Genomic DNA, 21,411 nt, shown 5'->3' with positions numbered 1-21,411 from the left:
GGGCGTGCTGAAGGTGCGTCAGCGCCCCGATGAGCTCGGCGCCGAGCAGCCCGTAGGCGCCGCGGGTGTCGGGCTTGCCGGTGCGCTCGCTGTAGGCCTGCGGCTGGGTCTTGGCCCAGATCAGCGCCAGGCGCGCGAGTACCGTGATGCTGTCGACGAAGTAGGTGTCGTACTTGGCCAGTTGCGCCGGGTCGCCGTAGCGCTCGCACACATGCCGGTAATGCGCCTCGGAGAACGGCGCATCCGCGGGCAGCGCCGGGTTGGGGCCGGCCAAGAACACCACGAGGTCGCGGAACTCCGGCCAGGTGGCCGGCCGCACGCAGTCGCCGCGCCAGTCCTTGACGGCCAAGTCGCCAGCCTCCAGATCGACGAACAGCGTCGAGCCTTCCGGCAGGGTCTTCAACTGGCTGGTCTTGCCGATGCCGGACTTGCCCAGCAGCACGAGCTTCACGCCCTGCTTCTCGGCGAGGCGCTCGTCGGCGGTGATGATGGAAAGGGCCATCACGCCACCTCCTTCAGCCGCTCGGCCACCTGAGGGTTCCAGAGAATCTGGTAGCCGCTGTGCCCGTTGCGGGCGTACGGCATCGCCTCGGCCCAGGCCTTGCCGGCCTCGGTCAGTTCCCACTCGTCGCGCTCGTTGCGCCACTGCAGGCCGTGCTGGGCCAGGCGCTGGTTGGTGGCCTTGGCCGACAGACCCAGCAACCGGCCCAGTTGGGTGGCGTTGAGCGAACACGTCGGCTCGTTGGCGGCCGGCAGCGCGCGGCGCAGCGTCTCGACGGCGAGTCCCGTGTTCTCCTGGATGCAGGTGAGCGTGGCCGCCATCGCGATGCCGGGCTTGACTCCCGGCACCTTGGCCACGGCCTCGCCAATGAGCAGGATCGAGGCCACCCGGTCTTGGGTGGGCGCAGGCAGGGCCGGCGAGGCGTGACGCGCGGTGTAGCGGCCCGTCTTGCGAATGGCGGGCAGCACCTCGTGCGTGACCCAACGCTTGAAGCGCTTGGCTTCAACCTTGCGGCTGCCGAGCACCAGGCTGTAGAGCCCCGGCTCGTTGACGACGGTCATCTGCTGCTCGCCGCCAGGGGTCGGAATTGAATTCCGGGCCTTTTCGTCGTCGTCGAGCCGGGCCACCGCCTTGTGGGTCTCGGGCAGGTGCAGGGCCGCACACACGTCGGCCGCGACGAACCAGGGCTCGCCCTGGGCGTCGGTCACCACGCGGATCGGCCGACCTTCGAAGTTGAACGGGATGAGTTCGGTGGGCATGGTTCAGTCCTCCGAGGTCCAGGTCAGCCGAAACGTCGGCTTGCCGGGCTTGACGGTGCGCGCCGGCTCGAACTGCCGTTGCAACGCCTGCGGCCAGTGGTTGAAGCGGGACTCGGACACCGAGTACTCGACATCGAGGTAGTCCTCGACGCGCTCGCCGGCGGCGGCGATGCGCCGGGCCATCTGCGACAGCTGCGCCTGGTCCCAGGCCACGCGCTTGGGGACATCGACGGTCACGCGCAGCGCGCCGTCGGTGAGATGCACGACGCCGAAGTCCTTGCCGGCCGCAAGGCGCGCGGCGCGGGCCTGCTCGCCGTAGGCGGCATCGAGCGCGGCATCGAACTTGGCGCGTGCCTGCTTGAGCCAGGCCAGCGCTTCGTCGAGGTTGCGGCTGATCTCGGCTTTCTGCTCGGGCGGCAAGGCGGCGAGTTGGGCCACCGACAGCGCGGCCAGATCGGCGGGGTAGAGCGTGAGGTCGTTCATGGCCGACCTCCTCACCGCAGGCTGCGCTCGGAGGTCGAGTCGTGCAGCGCCGCGTGCTCGAACTCGATCACCGCTTCCAGCGGGTAGCTCACGCGCTTTGACAGCTTCAGGTAGCGCGGGCCGCGCCCTTCGCTGCGCCAGCGTTGCAGCGTCTTGGGGCTCAAGCCCCAGCGCTGCGCGAGCTCGTTTTCGTTGAGGACCCGGCGATCGCCGGGGTTGAGGGCATCGATCGCCGGCACGGGCGATCGGGAGAGTGGGTAGGCCGTTGTCGGCATGCAAGCCTCCTATGACGCGGTTGAGGAATCGGTGGCGTCATTTCAGGCGTGCGATGGCGAACCTTGGAGGGACCGAATGGCGAACCGGCGAGGAACTTGGGGTTCGCCAATGCCTGCTGGCATGGCCTACGCGAGTCACGCGGGAAAGGGCGGCGTCGTTCTTCACGCCATCCAGAGCCGATCAGACGAAGTCCGCTGCTTGACAAAAAGCCACTCATGCAACTAATAATGTTGCATGAAGAAAAACAGCCAACTCTCGGACGTCCTGCACGTCCTTCTGCATATGGCGCAAGCCGAGGGACCGGCGACCTCGGAAGCGCTTGCTGCTGCCATGCAGACGAACCCCGTCGTGCTGCGCCGCTTGATGGCCGGACTCAGGGACAAGGGCTTCGTCAGATCATCCAAGGGCCACGGCGGTGGCTGGGTGCTCGCCTGCTCGCTGGACACGGTCACGCTGCGCAGTGTTTACGAGGCGCTTGGCGAACCCCCTCTCATCTCGCTGGGTTTCCGGGAAGACCAGCCCCGATGTCTTGTCGCACAGGCCGTCAACGAAGCATTGGGCGTAGCAATGCGAGACGCCGAGCGTCTGCTGCTGCAGCGACTGGGTGACGTGACGCTGGCCGCTCTCGCCAGCGACTTCCGTCGACGCATGAGGGCGCATCGCCAGGCTCCGCATCGGCTCGAGGAGCACGTCCATGCAGATTGATTTCGCGGTCATCGGTGGCAGCTTCGCGGGCCTGTCCGCAGCGCTGCAGCTCGCCAGGGCCCGCCGCGACGTGCTGGTGGTCGATGCCGGACAGCGTCGCAACCGCTTCGTCGACGAGGCAGGGGGGCATTCGCACGGATTCCTCACGCGTGACGGCCAGTCCCCGGGCGCGATTACTGCCGAGGGCCGGAGCCAGTTGCTGCGTTACCCGAACGTGCGATGGCTGGACGGCCTGGCCGAGGACGCGCGCCACAGATCGGATGGCCGTTTCGAGTTCCGTGTCGCAAGCAAAGTGGTCAGTGCCCGTCGATTGATCCTGGCTGTTGGCGTGCGCGACGAGCTACCGCCGGTGCCGGGCTTGACCGAGCGCTGGGGCCGCAGCGTGTTCCATTGCCCCTACTGCCACGGCTATGAGTTGGACGCCGGGCCCATCGGCATCGTTGCCGCATCACCGATGGCGCAGCACCACGGCCTCATGTTGCCGGACTGGGGCAAGCCGACGTTGTTCCTCACCGGCGCCTATGCACCAACGCAGGAGGATCTGGCTGCCCTCGCCAGGAGGGGCACGCGCGTCGAGTCGACGCCCATCGATCGCATCGAAGGCGCGGCCGACGTGGTGTTGGCGGACGGACGCATCCTGTCGATGAGCGGTCTATTCACCCAGACACGAGCCCGCCTCAGCAGTCCTGTGGCGCAACAACTGGGTTGTGAGATCGAGGAGGGCCCGCTTGGCGAGTTCATCAAGGTCAACTCCGCGCAGGAAACGAGCGTGCCGGGCGTCTTCGCCTGTGGAGATGCCGCGCGAGTGGCGGGGAGCGTGGCGCTGGCTGTCGGCGACGGCGCACTCGCGGGTCTTGCCGCTCATCGCTCGACGCTGCTTTGACGCGCAGGCGGCGGGCCAGCAGTTCACTTGTGCCAGAACCAGAGGGAATATATGATTCGTATATGTTTCATATGAATGAATGCACATGGGCATCGTGAACATCGACGACGATCTGCATGACCAGCTGCGCAAGGCCAGCGCGGTGTCGTGCCGGTCGATCAATGCGCAGGCGGCCTTCTGGATCAAGATCGGCATGCTGTGCGAAATGAACCCGACCAATAGCTTCAACGAGATCGTTGCACGTGAACTGCGGGCCGCTGGGGTGGTGGCGCAACCCATCAAGATCGGCGCGACATGACCAAGCGCCCAGAGGAAATCGCGCTGATCGCCGAATCCGGCCGACTGCTGGCGCAAGTATTCAGCCATCTCGATCGGCTGAATCTGGTCGGCATGTCCACGATGCAGGTCAACGATCTGGTCGATGACCTCATCGTCCATAAACTCGGCGCACGCCCGGCCAGCAAAGGGCAATACGGGTACGCCTACGCGCTCAACGCCTCCCGCAACCATGTGGTCTGCCACGGCGTTCCTTCTGCCGAAGACATCCTGCAAGACGGAGACATCGTCAATTTCGACATCACGCTGGAGAAGAACGGCTACATCGCCGACTCCAGCAAGACCTATCTGGTCGGTGCGGTGTCACAGCCGGCGAAGCGGCTCGTGCACGTGGCTTACGAAGCGATGTGGAAAGGCATTCGGGCCGTCCGACCCGGCGCCACGCTCGGCGACGTGGGTCACGCCATCGAGCGGCATGCCCGCAGGAATGGCTATTCGATCGTCAGGGAATACTGCGGGCACGGCATCGGCCGTGAGATGCATGAGCCCCCTCAGGTGTTGCATTGGGGCAAGCCGCGAACGGGCCTGGTTTTGCGCGAAGGCATGGTGTTCACCATCGAGCCGATGGTGAATCAAGGACGGCGTGCCGTTCGAACCGCAGAGGATGGCTGGACGGTGGTCACGTGCGATGGGCTGCTGTCTGCTCAGTTCGAGCATACCGTCGCCGTCACGGGCCACGGGGCTCGGGTCCTGACCTTGCGCCCCGGCGAAAAATGCCCGGTGTGATTTTCATGAATGAACGCTCTTGAAAAGAGTCGATATGGCCACGGACGCACACGCCGAAAAGAACCCGCATCATCAACATGGACCCATCGCGGATCTTGAGCGCAAGCAACTGAAGCGCCTCGAAGTGGTGTCGATCATCGAGGCAACGACGCTGGTCCTCTTGGTGCTCATCGCGGCCCCTCTGCGGCATGTCTGGGGATGGCCGTATGGGTCCAAGCTGCTGGGGCCGATACACGGCATCGCTTTTCTGGCGTACATCTGGACGGCGCTACAAACCGTCGCCGGCGGGGGCTGGCACCAACGTGAAGTGCTTCGATTGTTCATCGTTGCGTTCGTGCCATTCGGCGGATACGCCAATATCCGATGGCTGCGCGAACGGGCGAAAACATTCGCCGAGACCGAGCAGGCCTGATGATGGTGGCAGCGATCTACCCCTATTTCTTGGCGGCGCACGTAACGGCGGTGGTCTTTCTCGTGGGCGGCCTGCTCGCGCAAGAACGAATCATCAATGCCATCCCCCAGTCGCCACCGGAGACACAAGCAGGGGTGCTGGTGGCGCTGCAGCGTCTTGAGCGCACGGTCACCACGCCCGCACTGTTGTTGACCTGGATCCTTGGATTGTCTCTGGCGCTCAGTGCAGGCTGGCTGTCATCGGGGTGGCTGATCGTCAAGCTGATTTTCGTCGTGGCCCTCTCGGCGTTGCACGGGGTCCGCTCCGGGCGAATACGTCGCAGCCTTCGAACTCGAACGGCGATCGAGAAGATTCCCGGCGCTGACCTCGGTGTCTTGGTTGCGATGTTGGTCATCGCCGTGTTGGCGATCGTGAAACCGGCCTAGCGCGGCCATGGAAAGCCGTCACTCCCATCATGCGCCAGCGGCCCCCAAGGAAAGGTCTGCAATGGACACGTACCGCCTCCATTACTTCCCCGAGTCAGGGAACAGCTACAAGCTGGCCCTGATGCTGACGCTGTGCGGCCAGACCTTTGAACCGATCTGGACGGATTTCGGCTCGCGCGTGACCTGGACGCCGCAGTGGCGGCGCACGGTCAATCCGATGGGCGAAATCCCCGTGCTGGAAGTCAATGGCCAGAAGCTGACGCAGACTGCACCGATCCTGCTGCAGCTTGCGGCACGGTATGAGAAGTTCGGCGCGACGAACGACGCGGAGACCTACGAGCTTCTTCGCTGGCTGTTCTGGGACAACCAGAAACTGTCCGGTGGAATGGCGACCTATCGCTTCTTGCGGACATTCACACCGAAGAGCGATCCGGCCGTGCTGGCCTGGCACCTGGCCCGGGTCAAGGATTTTCTGGGCATCCTCGAGCAACACCTTGGCACGAACACCTTCGTGGCGTGCGAACGCCCGACCATCGCGGACATTTCTATGTGCGCCTACCTGTCTTATCCGATGGACGAGACAGGGATCGACCTTGCGGCCTCATACCCGAACATTGCTGCTTGGCTGGATCGGCTGGCAAGAGTGCCGGGCTGGAAGTCGCCGTACGAGCTGTTACCCGGCAAGCGGCTGCAGAGATGGTCGGCGTAGGTGTCATGTCAGCGTGTCGAGCGTCCGTGCGGCGACGAATTTTCCGTCGGGTAATGAGCGCAGTGGCAACCTCATTGCGCGCATCAGTAGATTGGGGCCAGGAACTGACGAACATTTCGTAGATCCTGCGACGGAGCAGGAAAGCACCGACACGTTTGGTTCACCCGGTCATGATCCGGAGAAATGCGCCCGGTGCCTGAATCAAGCCGCGCCGCGAAGCGGCATCGGCTGGAATGATGTGTCACGCTTCATCTTCGACGACCCACTGAGGGTTCCACACGATTTCCCAGAGATGCCCATCGGGGTCTTGAAAGTATCCGCCGTAGCCGCCCCAAAAAGTGTCCTGTGCTGGCTTGACGATGGTGGCGCCGGCTCGTCTCGCTTGCTCCATGATGGCGTCGACTGCCTCTTTGGATCCGACGTTGTGCCCAATCGAAAACTCGGTTGCGCTTGGCTGTCCAAGTGGAAGCGCAGCGTCATGCGCGAGACTCTTTCGCGGATAGAGGGCGAGCTTCAAGCCTCCTTCCAGATCGAAGAAGACGACTGCACCATACTCGAACTCCGTCCCGATGATGCCTTCTGTCTCCAGCCCCAACCCATCACGATAGAAACGGAGCGACCGCTCGAGATCGTCCACACCGAGCGTAATGACCGTGATTCGCGGCTTCATGGACTCACCTTCTCTGAGAGGGATAACGTCGGTTCACTGCGCCGGGACCTCCGCCTCGACCAGCCGGGTGAGCAGGTCCAAAGACTGCTGCCAACCCATGCGGCAGGCTTCGTGGGGAACCGCATCGGGCAGTCCCGCCTGCTCCATCGTCAGCTCCGTACCGCAGGACACGGCGCGCAAAGTATAGGTGGTCAACATTTCGCCCGGCGGGTTGGCGTCGTCGAAGTAATTGGCGGCGACGAGCTTTGGGTTCGGGATGACCTCTCGATACTCCCCACCGAAGCTGAAGGGCTGGCCATTGCCCAGGCTGATGAAGCTCATGCGATAGCGCCCGCCTTCGCGCAGATCGAGCTCATGCACCTCGGCGACGAAGCCGTCAGGCGGGTTCCATTTGACGATCGCGGCGGGCTGGGTCAGGGCGCGCCATAGGCGCTCGGGCGGGGCACGAAAGACGCGGACCTGGGTCAGGGTGTATGGCATGGTCATCTCTCTTTCTTTTGGGGCGGAGGCGTTCGGGAACGAATCGGATGACTCGCGTGGCCGCGCGCTTCATCGCAGTGAACCGGTAAAAGCCCCTCGACATAGCGCTTGAGATGCGCAATGACCTCCAGCGCAGCGTTTGGATCCTTGAAAGCCTTGGCAAGCACGAAGCCGCCTTGCAGCACGGCCTGGGTATGGCGGGCCAGGCTCTCGGCGCTCCACTCGGCCTTAGGCGCGTACCGGGCCCGGGCTGCCTCGATGGTGGGCACGAGCGTTTGGGCGTGGGCCTCGATGCCTGCGCCGCAGGCGGCCTGCAGGGCCGGGTGGCTGGCAAAAGTCTCTTGCACCAGGGTGCCGAGCAGGCAGGTGAACTCGGGCAGTTCGCCGCGCACCAGTGCGGCGCGGAAATCCAGATAGGCCAGCAGCCGCGCGCGCGGGTCCTCGACCTGCCAGTACGGTGCGGCTTCGAACAGTGCGCCGGTGAGCGTGTTCCAGTGCTCGATGGCCGCCAGCGCCGCGGCTTCCTTACTTTCGAAGTGGTGGAAGAAGCTGCCCTTGGTGACGCGGGCGGTCCGGCACAGGTCATCAACCGTCGTGGCGGTGTAGCCCTGCTCGCGAAAGAGGGTCAGCGCCGCGTCCAGGATGCGGGTGCGCGCGTCCGCCGTGGCAAGTGCGACCATTGAACACGTTCGGCGCGGCATGGCGTGGGCTCACAAGTGGGACGTGACGGCCGGCGCCGCATCCCAGCGGTCGTGCGCGCCGTCCACGTACGTCACCGGCAACGCAGCGAGCCGCTCGGACGCAAGTCCCTCGAGGCAGGCCACGTTCACCGCCACCCCGCTGCCGTCGGCCATCATGCCGAAGGGTTTGACCCCGCAGACCGTGCAAAACCGGTGTCGGATGCGCTGTGTGCCGAAGCGGTAGTCGGCCAGTTTGTCCTCGCCGGCCAGCAGCCGGAAACGCCCAGCCGGCACGAAGGCGAGCCAGAAGCGCGTCTTGGCGCAAATCGAGCAGTTGCAGCGCACGGTGCCAGCCTCGAGATCGGCCTCGGCTTCGAAATGCACGGCGCCGCAGTGGCAACGGCCGGTGTAGGGATGCAGGGACATAGATCACTCCATAATCAACGAATCGTTGCAAACCAACCAGTTGGTTTACATCAAAAACATACCGATTAGTCGGTATGTCGTCAAGACCACGACTACGAGGTGCTCAACCGTTTGAAGGTTCCACCGCCAACATCTGGTCGCCTGAAGAATTGGGTTGGCCGCAGGGCCTTCAGATCCTCATCGGCGGAAATCCCAAGACCTCCCGCTGCTCGTTCCAATTGCGCGGCAGCAGCTCGTGCCGCCCACGCAGGGTCTGCAGGTTCAACGGCCGCGGCTGGCGGCCTTCGAGGATGGCCTCGACGATGTCGGGCGCCAGCAGCGTCAGCCGCAGCACCTCGGCCACCCAGCCGGGTTCATGCCGCAGGGCGCGTGCGAGATCGGTGGCGGTGGCGTAGCGCCCTTCGTCGAGCAGGCGCTGCCAGTAAAAGGCCTTGCCCAGCATCTTGATCATCGGCTCGTCCAGGCCGCCCGACTGCGGCATCGACTCGCGCGGCGGCGGGATGAGCAGCTTGCGGTTCTGCCGGCGCTTGATGGTCAAGGGCACCAGGGTCACGCGCCGATCGCCGCTGACGTAGCTGCGCGCATCCGCGCCGACCTCGATGCGCACGCACTTGAGCCGCGGGTTGGTCGCGCCGGTGGGGCGTTTGGTCGTCATGCGCAGGCCTCCTGCGGAATGTCGCGCATCTCCTCGACGAGCGGATGGCCGGCCACCTCGGCGCCCAGGCCGAGCCAGCCGTCCTCGCGCCAGAGGATGTCCAGGCCGTGGGCATGCAGTTGCACCCGCTCGATGAGCAAGCGGGTGATGCGTTGCTGCTCGGCCGGAAACAGTTGCGCCCATACCGCGCCAATGCGCCGCAGGGCCACGACGACCTGGGCCTCATCGAGTGCGGCGCCTGCCGGGTGGCGCTGGCAGGCCCGCCAGGTGCCGATCAGCACCTCCGGCGCGGCGAGCGCCTGGTGGATCTGGGCGAGCACCGCGTTCTCGATCTCGGCTGCGGGCAGGTGCCCGACGTCGGGCGCGTCCGGCGCGAGCGTGGCGCCGGCATTGCGCCGCTTGTGCAGATAGGGCACGTAGTAGCGGTACATGCGCCCGCTCTTCTTCTTGACGAAGGTGTGCAGCATGCGCTGTCCGTCCGGGGCAAACAGCAAGCCGGCGAGCAGGGCCGGATGCTTGGCGCGGTGCTCGCGCGGCGCCTGCTTGCGTCGTTCGATGAAGGCGTGGGCCGCCTCCCACAGTTCCTGTGGGACGATGGCCTCGTGCTGGCCGGGGTACCACACGCCACGGTTACGAATCTCGCCCAGGTAGATGCGGTTGCGCAGCAGCGCGAACAGGAACTGCTGGTCGATGGGGCGGCCGGTGCGCCGGTGGCCGCCCTGGGTCACCCAGGCCTTGGTGGTGTGCCCCTCGACGGCCATCTCCCGCACCAGCCGCGCCGCCGAGCCGTGCTCGGCATAGCGTCGGAAGATGTCGCGCACCAGCGCCGCCTCGCGTTCGTTGACGACGAGCTTGCGCTCGACCACGTCGTAGCCCAGCGGCGGCATCCCCCCCATCCACATCCCCTTGGCCTTGCTGGCGGCGATCTTGTCGCGGATGCGCTCGCCCGTGACCTCGCGCTCGAACTGGGCAAACGACAGCAGGATGTTGAGCGTGAGCCGCCCCATCGAGGTCGTGGTGTTGAACTGCTGCGTGACCGAGACGAAGGAGACACCGTTGCGGTCGAACACCTCCACCAGCTTGGCGAAATCCGGCAGGCTGCGGGTGAGTCGGTCGATCTTGTAGACGACCACGATGTCGATACGGCCAGCCTCAATGTCGGCCAGCAGCCGCTTGAGCGCCGGGCGCTCCAGGTTGCCGCCGGAGTAGCCGCCGTCGTCGTAGCCGTCGTCCACGGCGATCCAGCCTTCATGGCGCTGGCTGGCGATGTAGGCCAGGCCCGCATCGCGCTGCGCCTCCAGGCTGTTGTACTCCTGCTCCAGCCCTTCGTCGGTGGACTTGCGGGTGTAGACGGCGCAGCGCTTCTTCACCGTGAGCGGGGTGGCCGGCATGAGGGGTGTTCGGTTCGGTCTCATGCCGGCTCCTTCGCCTTGTCGCCGGACTTCAGTCCGAAGAACGCCGGCCCAGACCATTGGGTGCCGGTGATGTGGCGCGCCACCGCCGACAGGCTCTTGAAGCGCTGCCCCTGGTACTCGTAGTCGAAGGGGCCACGCACCAGCACGCGGTGCTCGACGTCGTCGTACATGCGGGTGAGCACCGTGCCTGGCAGCAAGTGGCTCGCCTGCCGCTGCAGCGGACGCGGCAGGAGGCCGGTCTCGCCGATGGCCTCGAGCCGGCGTCGCGTGGAGGGCTTCAAGCCGCCGAAGACACGCGCCTGCATCGCATAGGCCAGGCGGCTCTCGATCCAGGTGCGATGGTGGTGGTTGGGGCGCTCGTCAAAGTGCTCGTCCCACAGCGCCCAGAGGCTGTCCATGGGCAAGTCCGGCAACTGGGCGATGCGGGCGGCGAGGGTCTTGGCGTCGGCGGGGGTTGCGTGTGCCGTCATGGGCGAACTCCTTCGTGGTCATCGGGGTTCGCATTCACGCGCTCCTGGCCGACGAAGCCAAGGTCAACTTGCTCTCTGGTGCCGGAGACTTCGACTTCGCCGCGGGCGCGCAGCCGCAGAAGGCCGATGGCCAGCAGATCGACGATCTCCTGGTGCGCGTGCCGGGGGCGGCTGGCGGCAGGAATGTGTGAGGTGGGTTTGGGTTGGTGCATGGCCAGCGTTCCTATGGAAAACGCTTGTCATGCTAGGAACCCGAGGTGCTTCGCGTAACGTGTTTACGGGGAAGTATGCGCAGTTCGAGGTCAACAGGATCTATTGAAGGCAGCACTTCTTGTATTTCTTGCCGCTACCGCAAGGGCAAGGGGCATTGCGGCCGATCTTCTTTCGGTGAATCTTGCCTTGAAGCAGCGCCGTGAATGCCTCTGCTGGGGGCATAGGTGCTCGCATGTCGCGGGTGACCGCATCCATGGCTTCGCTATGAGCCCATGGGTAGGACAAAGAAATTCCGAATCGGACGTTCGGACCCTTTGGGCTCATGCAGAGCCCGAACCACTGGTTCGCTCTCTCTTTGTACTTACGGCGCTCACAATGCGAGCGAAGGCGCTGCGCGCAAATCAAATCAGCGTCGTCACTGACGTGCACTGTGAGACCTGTTTCGCCTGATCTAAACCCGAGTGTGAGATCGTGGTGCTTGCCATCACTGCTCGCGAGTAAGGCCAGTTTATCGATAGCTTGACTGGTCGTCTTGACTGTGTCCTCGCTAAGCGACAGCAGCAGCAAGCCCAGATCAATGGTCGCCGGCTCAGGCCGCGCTTCGATTTCCTTGACGACGCGCCCGAGTGTAGTCGCGTCGAAACGGGTCAAAATGCCGTCTGGCGTTGCGGCGCCCGTAACCCCTGTTCGTCTGACCGCCATAGCAATGTCTAGCCCGGCCGAGAAGTCGTCACCGAGGTGCATCCAATTCACCTCAGGATCGATCCAGAGGTTATGCTTCAAGTGATAAGCCAGAATCGTCAGCTCCTGTGAGGCAAGCAGCCGATCCGCATAGTTGGCCCGCTGATTGACGTAGCTGAGGAAATGCAGCGGCGACTGCAACATCTCGGTCATGGCGTCGATCGTGAACACATCCATGACCAGCGGCGGCTGCACACGGGGCACGGCCACAGTCTTCAGGAACTGCCGAGCTTGGAAGCTCAGCGCCGGATAGTGGTCGCTGACAACGCAGAAGACGTAGATTTCCTTCAGTTCGTACCGCAGCACGATCTCGCGTCCGTCCCCGGCTGTCAGCGTGAACCGCTTGTCGCCGAGACACTGCGCGCACTGCACGGCCTGATCATAGGCATCCTGGACACTCTTCTTGAAGTCGTCGCGGATCACCTGGTCGTTGCCTTTTCGTGCTTCAAGCGTCAGTCGCTTCGACTTCGCCTGCACGACGATCGCACGGTCACCCCAGACGACCAGCACGTCTATCTCGCCGGCCTTGGTGGCCTTGGTCTCCCAGATGTCGACATTCCCGTACACTCGCTCCCTGCCAAACACCAGACCGAGCCGCTCCGCGACAAAGCTCTCCGTGAAGTCCCCGCGGTGTTTCGTCAGCGTCGGCAGGTAGGCCCTGTCCTGGGCCATCCAATAGAAGGGTGAGTCATAGATTGCCTCGGCCAGGGCGTAGGACTGGAGGGACAAAAACTCCCCGCTCGGCATGCGCAGCAACGGCGTTGCACAGATCGCATTGAAGTCCTGGAGCGCGCCAAAGCCGCTGTTGCGCTCGCCGTCAGGCAGTGTGAACGCGGTCAGTACGCATTCCGTCAGTTCTGGCGCCAAACCAGCCTTTGCGGCCACCTCGGCCACCGTGACGGCAAAGCACGGAAGCATCGTCCACTCATGCGGATTCAGCTTGCGCATCCGCTTCCTGTTCTCACTAAAGCGGTCCGACTGAACGCGCTCGATGGCCAACGCCACGGCGCGGGCATCGTCTATCGTAAAGCCGCGATTCGCCTGCAGCCAGGACGCGTCGGCCGCGTACTTCCGGACCGCGAAGTCTAGATATTGGAAGGTATAGGCAGACTCACCACTATAGAAAATTGGTTCACGCAGGGCTTCGCCGCGATTGAATGGATCAAAGGAGCCGGCCGCTATGGCCTCCTTGGTCAGGCCGGCGAGCGTGGCACTCGACATGATGTGATGCAGTTCTTCCAGAAGATTCTCGCTTGTGTTTATGTACTCCTGCAGGGTTTGTGGCGCCGGAAGTGCCCAGTCGATATCGGCCTTCACCATCAGACCAATCAGAGTATTGATCTCTGTCCGAATCAGGCGCGAAGGGGAAAACATCCCCAGCATGTCGGCTTCTGTCATTTGTCCGGCATACAGGATGATGTTGTCTCGGAAGCAGAGGAATGCGAGCGCATGGATGTACCCAGGCCTAACGCAAAGCGCCGCAAGGTCTGTGAAGACTTCATGTTCTAGCCGGGAACCTTTGTCTTTCATGGTGGTGTTCGCGGTTCTCGTTCTGACTGCCCAGCATTGCCCCACTCAAATCCCGCCGCGTGACATGAACTGGTGCCGAAATCCTCGCTTTCCCGCCACCCCCGATCCCACCCCCGCGGCTCAGCACTCTCCAACAGCAGAAGGGTCAATACCCGATCCTTCGCGCCATAGCTGTGCTTGAACTCGCGCAGCTTCATGTAGGGCGCTTCTTCCGCACACCAAATCGCGGCGGACATTTCCACCCCCTCCCATGCCTGCACGACGCTCGCGTCGGCCGCGAGCGTGCCGGGTAGGGGCTCTTGCGGATCGTCGGTGCGGCGGATGCGCGCCCGGGTCTTCACGGCACTGCTGCTGCGCCACTCGTACTTCGCATAGCCGTTGTCCCAGTAGACCAGGATTGCGCGCTCGCCGGTGTATTTGATGAAGCGGATGCACAGCGCCTCGAACGAGACTTGGAAGCGCTGGGCGATGGCGCTGAGCACGTGCAGATCGATGCGCCGGTTGGCCGTCCATCGTCGCAGCAGGTCGCCGGGCATCAGCAAGTTGGCGGCGAAGCCGTCGGCCTCGCGCTCGATCTGGCGCATCGTCTCGTGGCCCGAGTAGACGCTCTCCTTGTCGCAGCCAAAGCGCGACTGCCGGTCGCGGTGCAGCACGAAATGACCCAGTTCATGCGCGATGGTGAAGCGCTGACGCTCGGGGCTGACGCTGCCGTTGTAGGCGATGCCCCAGACGGCGGGGTCCGTGGGATCGCGCGCCAGCATCCCTTCGAAGGCCGCGTCGTCGAACGGCACCGGCGGACGAATTTCCCGAACCCCTTTGCCGTAGGGCGTGCTCGGCAGCATCTGCCGCACGACCTCGAGATCGACTGCCTCCGGCACCGGCCCCGCATACCAGGCCCGCAGCCAGTGATGCAGCCTGCTGGCGGCGATCGACCCGGTGAGCGGCGGCGCCGTGGTCATCCCTTGGGCTCCGGCAGGTCCTTGTCCGGGAAGATGAGTTTGAGGGCCTGGCGCACGCGGGCCTTCTCGTCCTCGCGCATACCGGCGTAGGCGCGGAAGAAGGCCACGTCCTCGGGGCTGGCCTCGGGCGCTGCGGGCAGGGGCTCGCCCATGATGTCCTCCATGGTCACGCCCAGCACCTTGGCCAGCGCCTGCACGCGCTCGGCCGAGGGGCGCTGCCCCTCTTTCATCTCCAGTTCCCAGATGTAGGCCTTGGTGCAGCCGACCGCATCGGCCACCTGCTGCAAGGTCAGTTTCTTCGCCTCGCGAAATCGCCGCAGGCGAGATCCGAATGTGGAAGCCATGGCGATGTCCTGTCTCGAATCACGGGAAGTGTTGGAATGCGGTCTGACAGTATAGCCCTGTGATACCCAATGCCGCCAGATGTGCCATGTAGTTTGACAAGCGGACCACGCAGGGACACAATCGCGCTGTTTCACGCTGCCTTACTTTTTCGTGATACACGTTCAGTCAACTGTCGCCGGCCCGCGCGCCCGAACCCTCGGTCCGCAGACCTCCGACGCCACCTCAGGGAAAGGACCGAGACGCGATGAAGAAGACCTATGTCGACGTGCTGCTGGCGCTGCCGCCGGACGAGACCCTGCACCAGTTCCTCGCCAGCCAAGGGCTGGCGGTGCCGCCTGCGCCCGAGCCGCAGCCGGACGGGCCGCCCAATCGGGACGTGATCGAAGCCATCAAGGCCTGGGGCGACACGGCGGCACGTGACCGGCTGACGGCCGAGCTGATGGCCAGCGTCGCACTCGGCGATGCCGCGGGCGGTCAGGCGATGTTCGAGGCCACGGTGAACGATCCGGCCGTGTTGACGGGACTCACCTTTTGTCAGAGCGACCTGCATCGGTCGTTTTGGCTGTACGTGCGGCACCGGGCGCTGTTCGAGCGCGCCAGCGATCTCGATTTCTGGGCGCACCACAGCGCCCAGGCGCAGCAGTTCGACCTGGGGGTGCGGCGCCGCCCGATCCCGACAGACGCGGCCCTGGCCGGCTTGCGCCAGGCGATCTCGGCCTACTACCAGCGCGAGCGGCAGTGCGGCGAGGGGTGTGTGGCCTATCTGGTGACCCGGAGCCCCGGCATCCATCTGCTGACGGTGCACGTCAAGGACCTGGCCATGCTGCGGCTGGAGTTCGAGGGCGTGGTGTTGAAGCAGCGCGTGGGCAATCCCAACATCCACATGGTGTTGGAGTACGCCGAGGCCACGGGGGTGGTGCGCACCCTGGTGCGCGGCGGCCACAAGGTGCAGCAGATGCTGGTACAGGCCTTCGCCGAGCATGTGCTCGGGGTGCAGGCCACGCCCGAGCGCATCAAGGCCCCGGCGCTGGATCTGTCGGCGCTGCGCATGGGCTTCGACGTGCCCGAAGTGTTCGAGGACGGCTTCTCGCTGGTGCAGCTGAAGTCGCTGGCGCTGCTGAGCCCGGACGGCGAGCTCAAGATCGAGTGCACCGCCATGCAGGCCAGCCGCCACCGCTCGGTGCACGAGTTGCTGCGCGAGCAACTGCCCGCGCCGCTGGAAGGCCGCTGGACGGTGCTGGCCGCCCAAATCAACCTGTACTACCCGCCCGAGCCGGGACGCACCCGCGCCCGCGTGGTGCCCATCGAGGTCACGAGCCGCGGGCGGCTCAACCTGCATCAGTTCGACCCCAAGTTGCAAGCGCAATTGGAGCGCTATATGGTACGCATCGGCATCCTGCGCCCCGGCCAGACCCTGAGCGTGCAGGAGGCGCCGTTGTCTGCGGGCACGGTGGGGGCAGCGACGCCCGAGGACGCGTGAGATGTCGGCGCACGAGGGTTGGCAGTTCCTCTGCCGGCTGTTCGCCGCGGGCACACCGGTGCTGCGCGCCACCCTGTCGCCGCGCGAGGTGGCGCTGCTGCCGCACCTGGGCCGTGCAGTTCAAGCGGCGGTGACCGATCAATCCTGTGTGCTCTGCCCGCATTGCGCGCTGCATAGGGCACTGGTGTTTGGCGACGGGCACGGCGGACGCTTGTGCCGCTGCCCGGACTGCGGGCCGGTGCCGGTCTTGCCGCAGGACGGCGCCGCGCTGCGGCTGAACGAGGACTGGCTGCATCTGAAGCTGCGCCTGGCCCTTGCGATCGAAAGCCGCGACGGCATCGACGACCTTGGCGACGGCGTGTGGCGGCTGGGCGAATCGCGGCGTTCGCCGGTGCTGCTGGCACGCGACAGTGTTCGTCTGTGGCGCGAGCCGGCGCTGCTGGAACGGGTGCGCGTGGCCGGTGGCGACGTTCGGGTGATCACGCCCAAGCCCCGCGAGACGCGTGGTAGCCCCTTCGGGCCGGGCGTGCAGTGGTGGGCGCTGGAAGATCGCTTCACCCTCTACGGTGGCGGCATCGCGTTCATCGGCCTGCCGGGGGAGCCGCCCGCGCCGCAGCCCCTCGATCCCGCGGCGGCCGTGCATGGGCCGTTCTCGGCGGATTTCCGCTGGGTGACCTTGACCGACTGGCCGCACGGCCCGATCCGGCTGACCGAGGCTCAAGCCGCGGTGTTCAAGGCCCTGTGGTCGTTCAAAGGTGAACCGCGCACGGCCGAGCAGGTCATGCGCCGTGCGGGGCTGGACAGCACCAAGCCCATCGACGTGTTCAAGGTCAAGGCCCGCGACAAAGGCAAGATCGAGGCCGAGGGAGCGCTGTTCGCCTACCGCGCCCTCGTGGTCACGCAGCAGCGTGCGGGCTTGTACGCGATGCCCTGCGCGGCGGCGTCGAGTCCTGCGTCGGCCTGATGCCTTGGTCATCCAAGCGCGATGGACAACCGATGGCCGTGACGCACGTGCAAAGCGTTGACGCACAAGACCGCCTGCGTGTGCTTCCGCGAAGAAGTTGGCGCAGGTTTTGAGAGAACGGAGAGCGAAAGAGAGTCCAACCGGGCGGCTTCCGGGCCTCATGGCACCGCGGCGGGGCACACGCAGAACGGCGCCGAACCCCGCGTGGCGTCGCGGAACCCAGAAATGAAAACGCCCAACCGATAGAGGTTGGGCGTTGAATGGTGGTGGTGCAGACGCGACCGGAATCCAACCCACTCTCTCAACGATTGAGCAATCCCGGGCAATCCTGCTCAGGTGCCGTGGTCGAGAGCATTCCAGGCCTCGATAGGGATCAGGTGTCCAACGTCGGGTGGCAACCGATACGACAGACCCAGCGATCTGGGTGTGCGCCCAGCACCCACCACGGCACGCGCGACGATCCTCGTGTTCAGACAAGACGGACGCCGCGCAAACGCAGCGCATTGCCGATCACCGATGCGGAGCTGAGACTCATCGCCAGGGCGGCGATCAACGGTGAAAGCAGCCAACCGGTGAGCGGATACAGCACGCCGGCCGCAATGGGAATGCCCAGTGCGTTGTAGAGAAAGGCGAACATCAGGTTCTGCTTCATGTTGCGGACCGTGGCCACTGACAAGGCGCGCGCCACCGCAATACCGCGCAGGTCACCCTTGACGAGCGTGATCTGTGCGCTGTTCATCGCCACGTCGGTGCCGGTGCCCATGGCGATACCGACGTCGGCCTTTGCCAAGGCCGGGGCATCATTGATGCCGTCACCAGCCATCGCAACGATACGCCCCTCGCGCTGCAGCCGCTCCACCAGTTGCAGTTTGTCGGCGGGCTTGACCTCGCCATGCACCTCATCGATGCCCAAGCGCGCCGCCACGGCCTTGGCCGTGGTCAGACCGTCGCCCGTGGCCATGACGACGCGCAAGCCCTCCGCGCGCAACGACGCCAGCGCTTGCGGTGTGGTCTTCTTCACCGGGTCGGCGACGGCCAGGACTGCGGCGAGCACGCCATCGACGGCCAGATGCATCACGCTGGCACCCTCACCGCGCAGCGCCTCCGCCCGCTCGGCCAATGGCCGCACGTCCACACCGAGCTGTTCCATCAGCGCGGTGTTGCCCAGTGCCACGGCATGTCCATCGACGCGCCCGCGCACGCCGATGCCTGAGTGCGAGTCGAACTCCTCGGCGCGTGAGAGCACCAGGCCCTGCTCGCGTGCGGCCGTGACGATGGCTTCCGCCAGCGGGTGCTCGCTGCCCTGGTCGAGGCTGGCAGCCAGTCGCAAGGCTTCGCCGGCGGTGAAGCCTTCGGCTGCGATCGTCGTCTGATAGCGCGGCCGGCCCTCGGTCAATGTGCCGGTCTTGTCGACGATCAGGGTATCGACCTGGCGCATTTTCTCGATCGCGGCGGCATCGCGAAACAGCACCCCCTGCGTAGCCCCTCGCCCGGTCGCCACCATGATCGACATGGGCGTGGCCAAGCCCAGCGCGCAGGGGCAGGCGATGATCAGCACAGCCACGGCGTTGATGAGGCCAAAAACCCAACGCGGTTCCGGCCCGAACAGGCCCCAGGCAAAAAAGGTCAGCACGGCGATGGACACCGTCGCGACCACGAAATAGCCCGCCACGACATCGGCCATGCGCTGCATCGGCGCCCGGGAGCGCTGCGCCTGCGCCACCATCTGCACAATCTGGGACAGCATGGTCGCCGCGCCGACACGTTCGGCGACCATGACGAGCGCGCCACTGGTATTGAGTGTCGCGCCGATGACCTTGTCGCCTGCCTGCTTGGTCACGGGCAGGGGCTCGCCCGTCAGCATCGATTCGTCCACGGCGCTGCGGCCCTCGATTACCGTACCATCTACCGGAACCTTTTCGCCGGGTCGAATGCGCAGCCGATCGCCGACATGGATGTGCGTCAGGGGCACGTCCTCTTCCGTGCCATCGTCGCGAAGGCGCCGGGCGGTCTTGGGGGCCAGTCCGAGCAAGGACTTGATGGCGGCCGAGGTCTGCGAACGCGCCTTGAGTTCCAGTACCTGCCCCAGCAGGGTCAGGGAAATGATCACCGCCGCCGCCTCGAAGTACACCGCGACCCGTCCCATGGACACGAACGAGTCCGGGAACAGTTGTGGGGCCACGGTCGCCGCCACGCTGTAGACGAACGCCGCCCCGGTGCCCAGCCCGATCAGGGTCCACATGTTCGGGCTGCGATGGACCACGGACTGCCAGCCGCGCACGAAGAACGGCCAGCCCGCCCACAGGACGATGGGCAGGGACAAAACGAGTTCGATCCAGGTCTGTGTGCGCGCCTCGAACCAATGCAACTGGTGGCCGAACATGGCCAGCACAGTGACCATGACGGTCAGCGGCAGGGTGTACCAGAAGCGGCGCTGGAAATCGCGCAGCTCGGGACTCTCTTCTTCTTGGAGATCGGGCAGCACCGGCTCCAGCGCCATGCCGCACTTCGGACAATAGCCGGGGTGATCCTGCCGGATCTCGGGGTGCATGGGGCAGGTGTAGATGGTTCCTGCGGCCAGCGCCGGCGCTTCGACAGGCGAAGGCGCGTGGCCGCTGTGGGCATAGCGCGCCGGTTCGGCGACGAACTTCGCCCGGCACCGGGCGCTACAGAAATAAAAGCGCCGGCCTGCGTGTTCGACGTGGTGCTCGGACTGCGCGGTCACGTCCATGCCGCAGACAGGGTCCTTCAGACCTTCGGCCCGCTGCTGTGCGCTCGGGTGGTCGTGGGTGTGTCGGCGGTGGTCGTGCGCAGATCGCAGGTCCATGGCTTCAGGCCTCTTTGTCGGGGCGGTTGTCGGGCAGTGCGCCATGCCTGCCGTGGCCATGCAGCAGGTGCATCAGCGGGCACGCTAGCAGCAACAGGTACACCCAATTGCCTGCGACATGGCTCCAGTGCTCGCGCAGCAGGTAGAAGCCGCCGATGAGGGCCACCATCAGCAACGCGATCCTGACACGCCGGCTCAGGCCGGACGAGCCACGCGTGTCGGGGTGGTGATCATGATGCGTCGCGCTCATCGCCGGGTGAGGGGTTTCTTCATGGATGGGAACTGAACACTTGTGCCGACCCGTCTTTCCCAACCAGCAAGACCTGGTAGGCATCACGTCGGCCGCCATACACCGGCCCGTCCATGCCGGGTGAACCAATGGGCATGCCCGGCACCGCCAAGCCCAGGGCTTGGGGCTTTTCCTTGAGCAGCCGCTGGATGTCCGTGGCGGGTACGTGGCCTTCGATCACATAGCCCTGGATCAGGGCCGTATGGCAGGAACCGAATTTCTGCGGCATCCCGAGGCGAGTGCGGGCTGCGCTGTTGCCCTGGTCGACGGCACTCACGCGGAATCCGCTTTTCTCCAGGTGGGCAATCCAGTCCTTGCAACACCCACAGTTCGGGTCCTTCCACACCTGCACGGCAAGCGTCTGCGGTGCGGCGGCTGGTGCCAGGGAGGGAAGACTCAGCGCAAGCACCGCCAGCAGCAGCCTGCGCCGCCGGGGGAACGGTTGATCACCGGTTTGGTGCATGACAAGGACCCCCGGTGACGCTGCTTACTCGACGACGATCTTGCCCACCATGCCCGCTTCCATATGGCCGGGGATGAGGCAGGCGAAGTCCACCGTACCGGGCTGATCGAACTGCCAAACCAGCCCGCCGCGCTGGCCAGGCTGGAGCGTCACCATGTTCGGCTCGGCATGCTGCATCTGGGGCATCTTGCGCATCATCTCAGCGTGTTCTTTGAGCTCCTGCAAGGAGCCGACCACCATTTCATGCGGCACCTTGCCCGCGTTTTTGACAAAGAAGCGGATCGTCTCGCCCTTTTTGACCGTGATGGTGGCGGGCGTGAACCGCATCGAGTCGTCCATGACCACCTCGATGGTGCGGTCGACCTTGGCGGGATCGCCTGGTTTGCCGACGTTGGAGTGTGATGCGCCACCGTGCATCGAACCGTGCATGCCTTGCATGTCGTGCCCGGCCATGCCATGGCCGCCCTGATGATTGCCGGCGGCCAGCGCCAACACAGGCAACGCGCTCAGCGCCAAAACGCTCAAGGTTTTCTTCATCATTGGATGCTCCTGATGGGATTCGTGAATGAGATCGTGGTTGTGCGTGGGC

At 65.0% G+C, this 21,411-nt stretch carries 28 protein-coding genes; 9 read left to right on the top strand and 19 right to left on the bottom strand.

The features are described from left to right. The 4 genes from CTA01S_RS14550 to CTA01S_RS14535 all read right to left on the bottom strand — a co-directional run. Positions 1-502: ATP-binding protein (locus CTA01S_RS14550; protein ID WP_157451386.1), on the bottom strand; the 502-nt coding region annotated here is incomplete at its 3' end. Beyond that, complete coding sequence (locus tag CTA01S_RS14545; RefSeq protein ID WP_062196629.1) at positions 502-1,260, bottom strand: BRO-N domain-containing protein; 759 nt, start codon at positions 1,258-1,260, stop codon at positions 502-504. The genes CTA01S_RS14545 and CTA01S_RS14550, both read right to left, overlap by 1 nt. A 3-nt stretch (positions 1,261-1,263) precedes the next feature. Further along, on the bottom strand, positions 1,264-1,743 hold the full coding sequence (locus CTA01S_RS14540) for a hypothetical protein (RefSeq protein WP_062196626.1): 480 nt from the start codon (positions 1,741-1,743) through the stop codon (positions 1,264-1,266). An 11-nt stretch (positions 1,744-1,754) separates the two neighbouring features. Further along, positions 1,755-2,018 carry a helix-turn-helix transcriptional regulator gene (locus CTA01S_RS14535; protein ID WP_062196624.1) on the bottom strand — a complete coding sequence of 88 codons (264 nt, stop codon included), beginning with the start codon at positions 2,016-2,018 and terminating at the stop codon, positions 1,755-1,757. Positions 2,019-2,253: 235 nt separating this feature from the next. Between CTA01S_RS14535 and CTA01S_RS14530 the strand changes: the two genes are divergently transcribed. The 7 genes from CTA01S_RS14530 to CTA01S_RS14500 all read left to right on the top strand — a co-directional run bounded on the left by CTA01S_RS14530 (position 2,254) and on the right by CTA01S_RS14500 (position 6,215). Beyond that, positions 2,254-2,724, top strand: a complete 471-nt coding sequence (locus tag CTA01S_RS14530) for an Rrf2 family transcriptional regulator (protein WP_062196622.1) — start codon at positions 2,254-2,256, stop codon at positions 2,722-2,724. After that, on the top strand, positions 2,714-3,607 hold the full coding sequence (locus CTA01S_RS14525; protein ID WP_062196620.1) for an NAD(P)/FAD-dependent oxidoreductase: 894 nt from the start codon (positions 2,714-2,716) through the stop codon (positions 3,605-3,607). Before CTA01S_RS14530 ends, CTA01S_RS14525 begins: the two co-directional genes overlap by 11 nt. An 85-nt stretch (positions 3,608-3,692) precedes the next feature. Next, positions 3,693-3,905: a ParD-like family protein gene (locus CTA01S_RS14520; protein ID WP_062196640.1), complete on the top strand. Its 213-nt coding sequence runs from the start codon at positions 3,693-3,695 to the stop codon at positions 3,903-3,905. Next, positions 3,902-4,669, top strand: a complete 768-nt coding sequence (map, locus tag CTA01S_RS14515) for a type I methionyl aminopeptidase (RefSeq protein WP_062196618.1) — start codon at positions 3,902-3,904, stop codon at positions 4,667-4,669. The genes CTA01S_RS14520 and map overlap by 4 nt, the downstream gene beginning before the upstream one ends. Before the next feature lie 34 nt (positions 4,670-4,703). After that, positions 4,704-5,081 (top strand): DUF3817 domain-containing protein, encoded by a 378-nt coding sequence (locus tag CTA01S_RS14510; protein ID WP_062196616.1) that lies wholly within the window; start codon positions 4,704-4,706, stop codon positions 5,079-5,081. Then, positions 5,081-5,506: a CopD family protein gene (locus CTA01S_RS14505; protein ID WP_232301082.1), complete on the top strand. Its 426-nt coding sequence runs from the start codon at positions 5,081-5,083 to the stop codon at positions 5,504-5,506. The genes CTA01S_RS14510 and CTA01S_RS14505 overlap by 1 nt, the downstream gene beginning before the upstream one ends. Before the next feature lie 61 nt (positions 5,507-5,567). Continuing rightward, positions 5,568-6,215: a glutathione S-transferase family protein gene (locus tag CTA01S_RS14500; RefSeq protein ID WP_062196614.1), complete on the top strand. Its 648-nt coding sequence runs from the start codon at positions 5,568-5,570 to the stop codon at positions 6,213-6,215. Positions 6,216-6,456: 241 nt separating this feature from the next. On the opposite strand, the gene CTA01S_RS14495 is transcribed toward CTA01S_RS14500, so the two are convergent. The 11 genes from CTA01S_RS14495 to CTA01S_RS14450 form a co-directional block, all read right to left on the bottom strand. Continuing rightward, positions 6,457-6,885, bottom strand: a complete 429-nt coding sequence (locus CTA01S_RS14495) for a VOC family protein (RefSeq protein ID WP_062196611.1) — start codon at positions 6,883-6,885, stop codon at positions 6,457-6,459. Positions 6,886-6,918: 33 nt separating this feature from the next. Continuing rightward, positions 6,919-7,371 (bottom strand): SRPBCC family protein, encoded by a 453-nt coding sequence (locus CTA01S_RS14490; RefSeq protein ID WP_371326101.1) that lies wholly within the window; start codon positions 7,369-7,371, stop codon positions 6,919-6,921. After that, positions 7,368-8,066 (bottom strand): TetR/AcrR family transcriptional regulator, encoded by a 699-nt coding sequence (locus tag CTA01S_RS14485; RefSeq protein ID WP_062196609.1) that lies wholly within the window; start codon positions 8,064-8,066, stop codon positions 7,368-7,370. Before CTA01S_RS14485 ends, CTA01S_RS14490 begins: the two co-directional genes overlap by 4 nt. A gap of 9 nt (positions 8,067-8,075) precedes the next feature. Next, positions 8,076-8,471: a GFA family protein gene (locus tag CTA01S_RS14480; RefSeq protein ID WP_062196606.1), complete on the bottom strand. Its 396-nt coding sequence runs from the start codon at positions 8,469-8,471 to the stop codon at positions 8,076-8,078. A 169-nt stretch (positions 8,472-8,640) separates the two neighbouring features. Next, positions 8,641-9,126 (bottom strand): hypothetical protein, encoded by a 486-nt coding sequence (locus CTA01S_RS14475; protein WP_062196604.1) that lies wholly within the window; start codon positions 9,124-9,126, stop codon positions 8,641-8,643. Beyond that, the gene (locus CTA01S_RS14470) at positions 9,123-10,541 is read right to left on the bottom strand and encodes a recombinase family protein (RefSeq protein ID WP_084362461.1); all 1,419 of its coding nucleotides are present in this window, start codon (positions 10,539-10,541) and stop codon (positions 9,123-9,125) included. Before CTA01S_RS14470 ends, CTA01S_RS14475 begins: the two co-directional genes overlap by 4 nt. After that, a complete protein-coding gene (locus CTA01S_RS14465) occupies positions 10,538-11,011 on the bottom strand; it encodes a DUF2924 domain-containing protein (RefSeq protein WP_062196600.1) in 474 nt (157 codons plus the stop codon). The genes CTA01S_RS14470 and CTA01S_RS14465 overlap by 4 nt, the downstream gene beginning before the upstream one ends. Next, positions 11,008-11,223 carry a hypothetical protein gene (locus CTA01S_RS16505; protein ID WP_084362459.1) on the bottom strand — a complete coding sequence of 72 codons (216 nt, stop codon included), beginning with the start codon at positions 11,221-11,223 and terminating at the stop codon, positions 11,008-11,010. Before CTA01S_RS16505 ends, CTA01S_RS14465 begins: the two co-directional genes overlap by 4 nt. Before the next feature lie 100 nt (positions 11,224-11,323). Then, positions 11,324-13,495: a nuclease-related domain-containing protein gene (locus tag CTA01S_RS14460; RefSeq protein WP_062196597.1), complete on the bottom strand. Its 2,172-nt coding sequence runs from the start codon at positions 13,493-13,495 to the stop codon at positions 11,324-11,326. After that, entirely contained in the window at positions 13,492-14,454 is a 963-nt protein-coding gene (locus tag CTA01S_RS14455; protein ID WP_232301081.1) for an ImmA/IrrE family metallo-endopeptidase, read from the bottom strand. Before CTA01S_RS14455 ends, CTA01S_RS14460 begins: the two co-directional genes overlap by 4 nt. Continuing rightward, on the bottom strand, positions 14,451-14,798 hold the full coding sequence (locus CTA01S_RS14450) for a helix-turn-helix domain-containing protein (RefSeq protein ID WP_017365788.1): 348 nt from the start codon (positions 14,796-14,798) through the stop codon (positions 14,451-14,453). Before CTA01S_RS14450 ends, CTA01S_RS14455 begins: the two co-directional genes overlap by 4 nt. 245 nt (positions 14,799-15,043) lie before the next feature. Here CTA01S_RS14450 and CTA01S_RS14445 point away from each other — a divergent pair, with 245 nt between their 5' ends. Together CTA01S_RS14445 and CTA01S_RS14440 are read left to right on the top strand one after the other, a co-directional pair. Continuing rightward, complete coding sequence (locus CTA01S_RS14445) at positions 15,044-16,279, top strand: hypothetical protein (RefSeq protein WP_062196596.1); 1,236 nt, start codon at positions 15,044-15,046, stop codon at positions 16,277-16,279. Between the two features lies 1 nt (position 16,280). Then, positions 16,281-17,243, top strand: coding sequence for a hypothetical protein (locus CTA01S_RS14440; RefSeq protein ID WP_062196595.1), 963 nt, complete (start codon positions 16,281-16,283; stop codon positions 17,241-17,243). Positions 17,244-17,712: 469 nt separating this feature from the next. Here CTA01S_RS14440 and CTA01S_RS14435 read toward each other — a convergent pair whose 3' ends face one another. The 4 genes from CTA01S_RS14435 to CTA01S_RS14420 form a co-directional block, all read right to left on the bottom strand. Then, entirely contained in the window at positions 17,713-20,070 is a 2,358-nt protein-coding gene (locus tag CTA01S_RS14435; protein WP_062196594.1) for a heavy metal translocating P-type ATPase, read from the bottom strand. A gap of 4 nt (positions 20,071-20,074) precedes the next feature. Beyond that, a complete protein-coding gene (locus tag CTA01S_RS14430; protein ID WP_062196592.1) occupies positions 20,075-20,320 on the bottom strand; it encodes a DUF2933 domain-containing protein in 246 nt (81 codons plus the stop codon). Between the two features lie 19 nt (positions 20,321-20,339). Continuing rightward, on the bottom strand, positions 20,340-20,636 hold the full coding sequence (locus CTA01S_RS17070; protein WP_442752325.1) for a DUF411 domain-containing protein: 297 nt from the start codon (positions 20,634-20,636) through the stop codon (positions 20,340-20,342). 210 nt (positions 20,637-20,846) lie between these two features. After that, the gene (locus CTA01S_RS14420) at positions 20,847-21,359 is read right to left on the bottom strand and encodes a cupredoxin domain-containing protein (RefSeq protein WP_026330412.1); all 513 of its coding nucleotides are present in this window, start codon (positions 21,357-21,359) and stop codon (positions 20,847-20,849) included. Between the last annotated feature and the right edge of the window lie 52 nt (positions 21,360-21,411).

It is taken from the genome of Caldimonas taiwanensis NBRC 104434 (genome assembly GCF_001592165.1).
GTDB classification, from domain to species: domain Bacteria; phylum Pseudomonadota; class Gammaproteobacteria; order Burkholderiales; family Burkholderiaceae_C; genus Caldimonas; species Caldimonas manganoxidans.
The sequence above is the reverse complement of the archived record's forward strand: the minus strand, read 5'-3'. Positions and strand labels throughout refer to the sequence as shown.

What these genes read in the sequence shown, in the direction of transcription:
- CTA01S_RS14460 (WP_062196597.1), bottom strand. Translation starts at nt 13,495, where the DNA reads ATGAAAGACAAAGGTTCCCGGCTAGAACATGAAGTCTTCACAGACCTT.
- CTA01S_RS14495 (WP_062196611.1), bottom strand. Translation starts at nt 6,885, where the DNA reads ATGAAGCCGCGAATCACGGTCATTACGCTCGGTGTGGACGATCTCGAG.
- CTA01S_RS14485 (WP_062196609.1), bottom strand. Translation starts at nt 8,066, where the DNA reads ATGCCGCGCCGAACGTGTTCAATGGTCGCACTTGCCACGGCGGACGCG.
- CTA01S_RS14465 (WP_062196600.1), bottom strand. Translation starts at nt 11,011, where the DNA reads ATGACGGCACACGCAACCCCCGCCGACGCCAAGACCCTCGCCGCCCGC.
- CTA01S_RS14455 (WP_232301081.1), bottom strand. Translation starts at nt 14,454, where the DNA reads ATGACCACGGCGCCGCCGCTCACCGGGTCGATCGCCGCCAGCAGGCTG.
- CTA01S_RS14520 (WP_062196640.1), top strand. Translation starts at nt 3,693, where the DNA reads ATGGGCATCGTGAACATCGACGACGATCTGCATGACCAGCTGCGCAAG.
- CTA01S_RS14540 (WP_062196626.1), bottom strand. Translation starts at nt 1,743, where the DNA reads ATGAACGACCTCACGCTCTACCCCGCCGATCTGGCCGCGCTGTCGGTG.
- CTA01S_RS14490 (WP_371326101.1), bottom strand. Translation starts at nt 7,371, where the DNA reads ATGACCATGCCATACACCCTGACCCAGGTCCGCGTCTTTCGTGCCCCG.
- map (WP_062196618.1), top strand. Translation starts at nt 3,902, where the DNA reads ATGACCAAGCGCCCAGAGGAAATCGCGCTGATCGCCGAATCCGGCCGA.
- CTA01S_RS14430 (WP_062196592.1), bottom strand. Translation starts at nt 20,320, where the DNA reads ATGAGCGCGACGCATCATGATCACCACCCCGACACGCGTGGCTCGTCC.
- CTA01S_RS14445 (WP_062196596.1), top strand. Translation starts at nt 15,044, where the DNA reads ATGAAGAAGACCTATGTCGACGTGCTGCTGGCGCTGCCGCCGGACGAG.
- CTA01S_RS14435 (WP_062196594.1), bottom strand. Translation starts at nt 20,070, where the DNA reads ATGGACCTGCGATCTGCGCACGACCACCGCCGACACACCCACGACCAC.
- CTA01S_RS14505 (WP_232301082.1), top strand. Translation starts at nt 5,081, where the DNA reads ATGATGGTGGCAGCGATCTACCCCTATTTCTTGGCGGCGCACGTAACG.
- CTA01S_RS14480 (WP_062196606.1), bottom strand. Translation starts at nt 8,471, where the DNA reads ATGTCCCTGCATCCCTACACCGGCCGTTGCCACTGCGGCGCCGTGCAT.
- CTA01S_RS14440 (WP_062196595.1), top strand. Translation starts at nt 16,281, where the DNA reads ATGTCGGCGCACGAGGGTTGGCAGTTCCTCTGCCGGCTGTTCGCCGCG.
- CTA01S_RS14535 (WP_062196624.1), bottom strand. Translation starts at nt 2,018, where the DNA reads ATGCCGACAACGGCCTACCCACTCTCCCGATCGCCCGTGCCGGCGATC.
- CTA01S_RS14475 (WP_062196604.1), bottom strand. Translation starts at nt 9,126, where the DNA reads ATGACGACCAAACGCCCCACCGGCGCGACCAACCCGCGGCTCAAGTGC.
- CTA01S_RS16505 (WP_084362459.1), bottom strand. Translation starts at nt 11,223, where the DNA reads ATGCACCAACCCAAACCCACCTCACACATTCCTGCCGCCAGCCGCCCC.
- CTA01S_RS14525 (WP_062196620.1), top strand. Translation starts at nt 2,714, where the DNA reads ATGCAGATTGATTTCGCGGTCATCGGTGGCAGCTTCGCGGGCCTGTCC.
- CTA01S_RS14470 (WP_084362461.1), bottom strand. Translation starts at nt 10,541, where the DNA reads ATGAGACCGAACCGAACACCCCTCATGCCGGCCACCCCGCTCACGGTG.
- CTA01S_RS14510 (WP_062196616.1), top strand. Translation starts at nt 4,704, where the DNA reads ATGGCCACGGACGCACACGCCGAAAAGAACCCGCATCATCAACATGGA.
- CTA01S_RS14545 (WP_062196629.1), bottom strand. Translation starts at nt 1,260, where the DNA reads ATGCCCACCGAACTCATCCCGTTCAACTTCGAAGGTCGGCCGATCCGC.
- CTA01S_RS14450 (WP_017365788.1), bottom strand. Translation starts at nt 14,798, where the DNA reads ATGGCTTCCACATTCGGATCTCGCCTGCGGCGATTTCGCGAGGCGAAG.
- CTA01S_RS14420 (WP_026330412.1), bottom strand. Translation starts at nt 21,359, where the DNA reads ATGAAGAAAACCTTGAGCGTTTTGGCGCTGAGCGCGTTGCCTGTGTTG.
- CTA01S_RS14500 (WP_062196614.1), top strand. Translation starts at nt 5,568, where the DNA reads ATGGACACGTACCGCCTCCATTACTTCCCCGAGTCAGGGAACAGCTAC.
- CTA01S_RS14530 (WP_062196622.1), top strand. Translation starts at nt 2,254, where the DNA reads ATGAAGAAAAACAGCCAACTCTCGGACGTCCTGCACGTCCTTCTGCAT.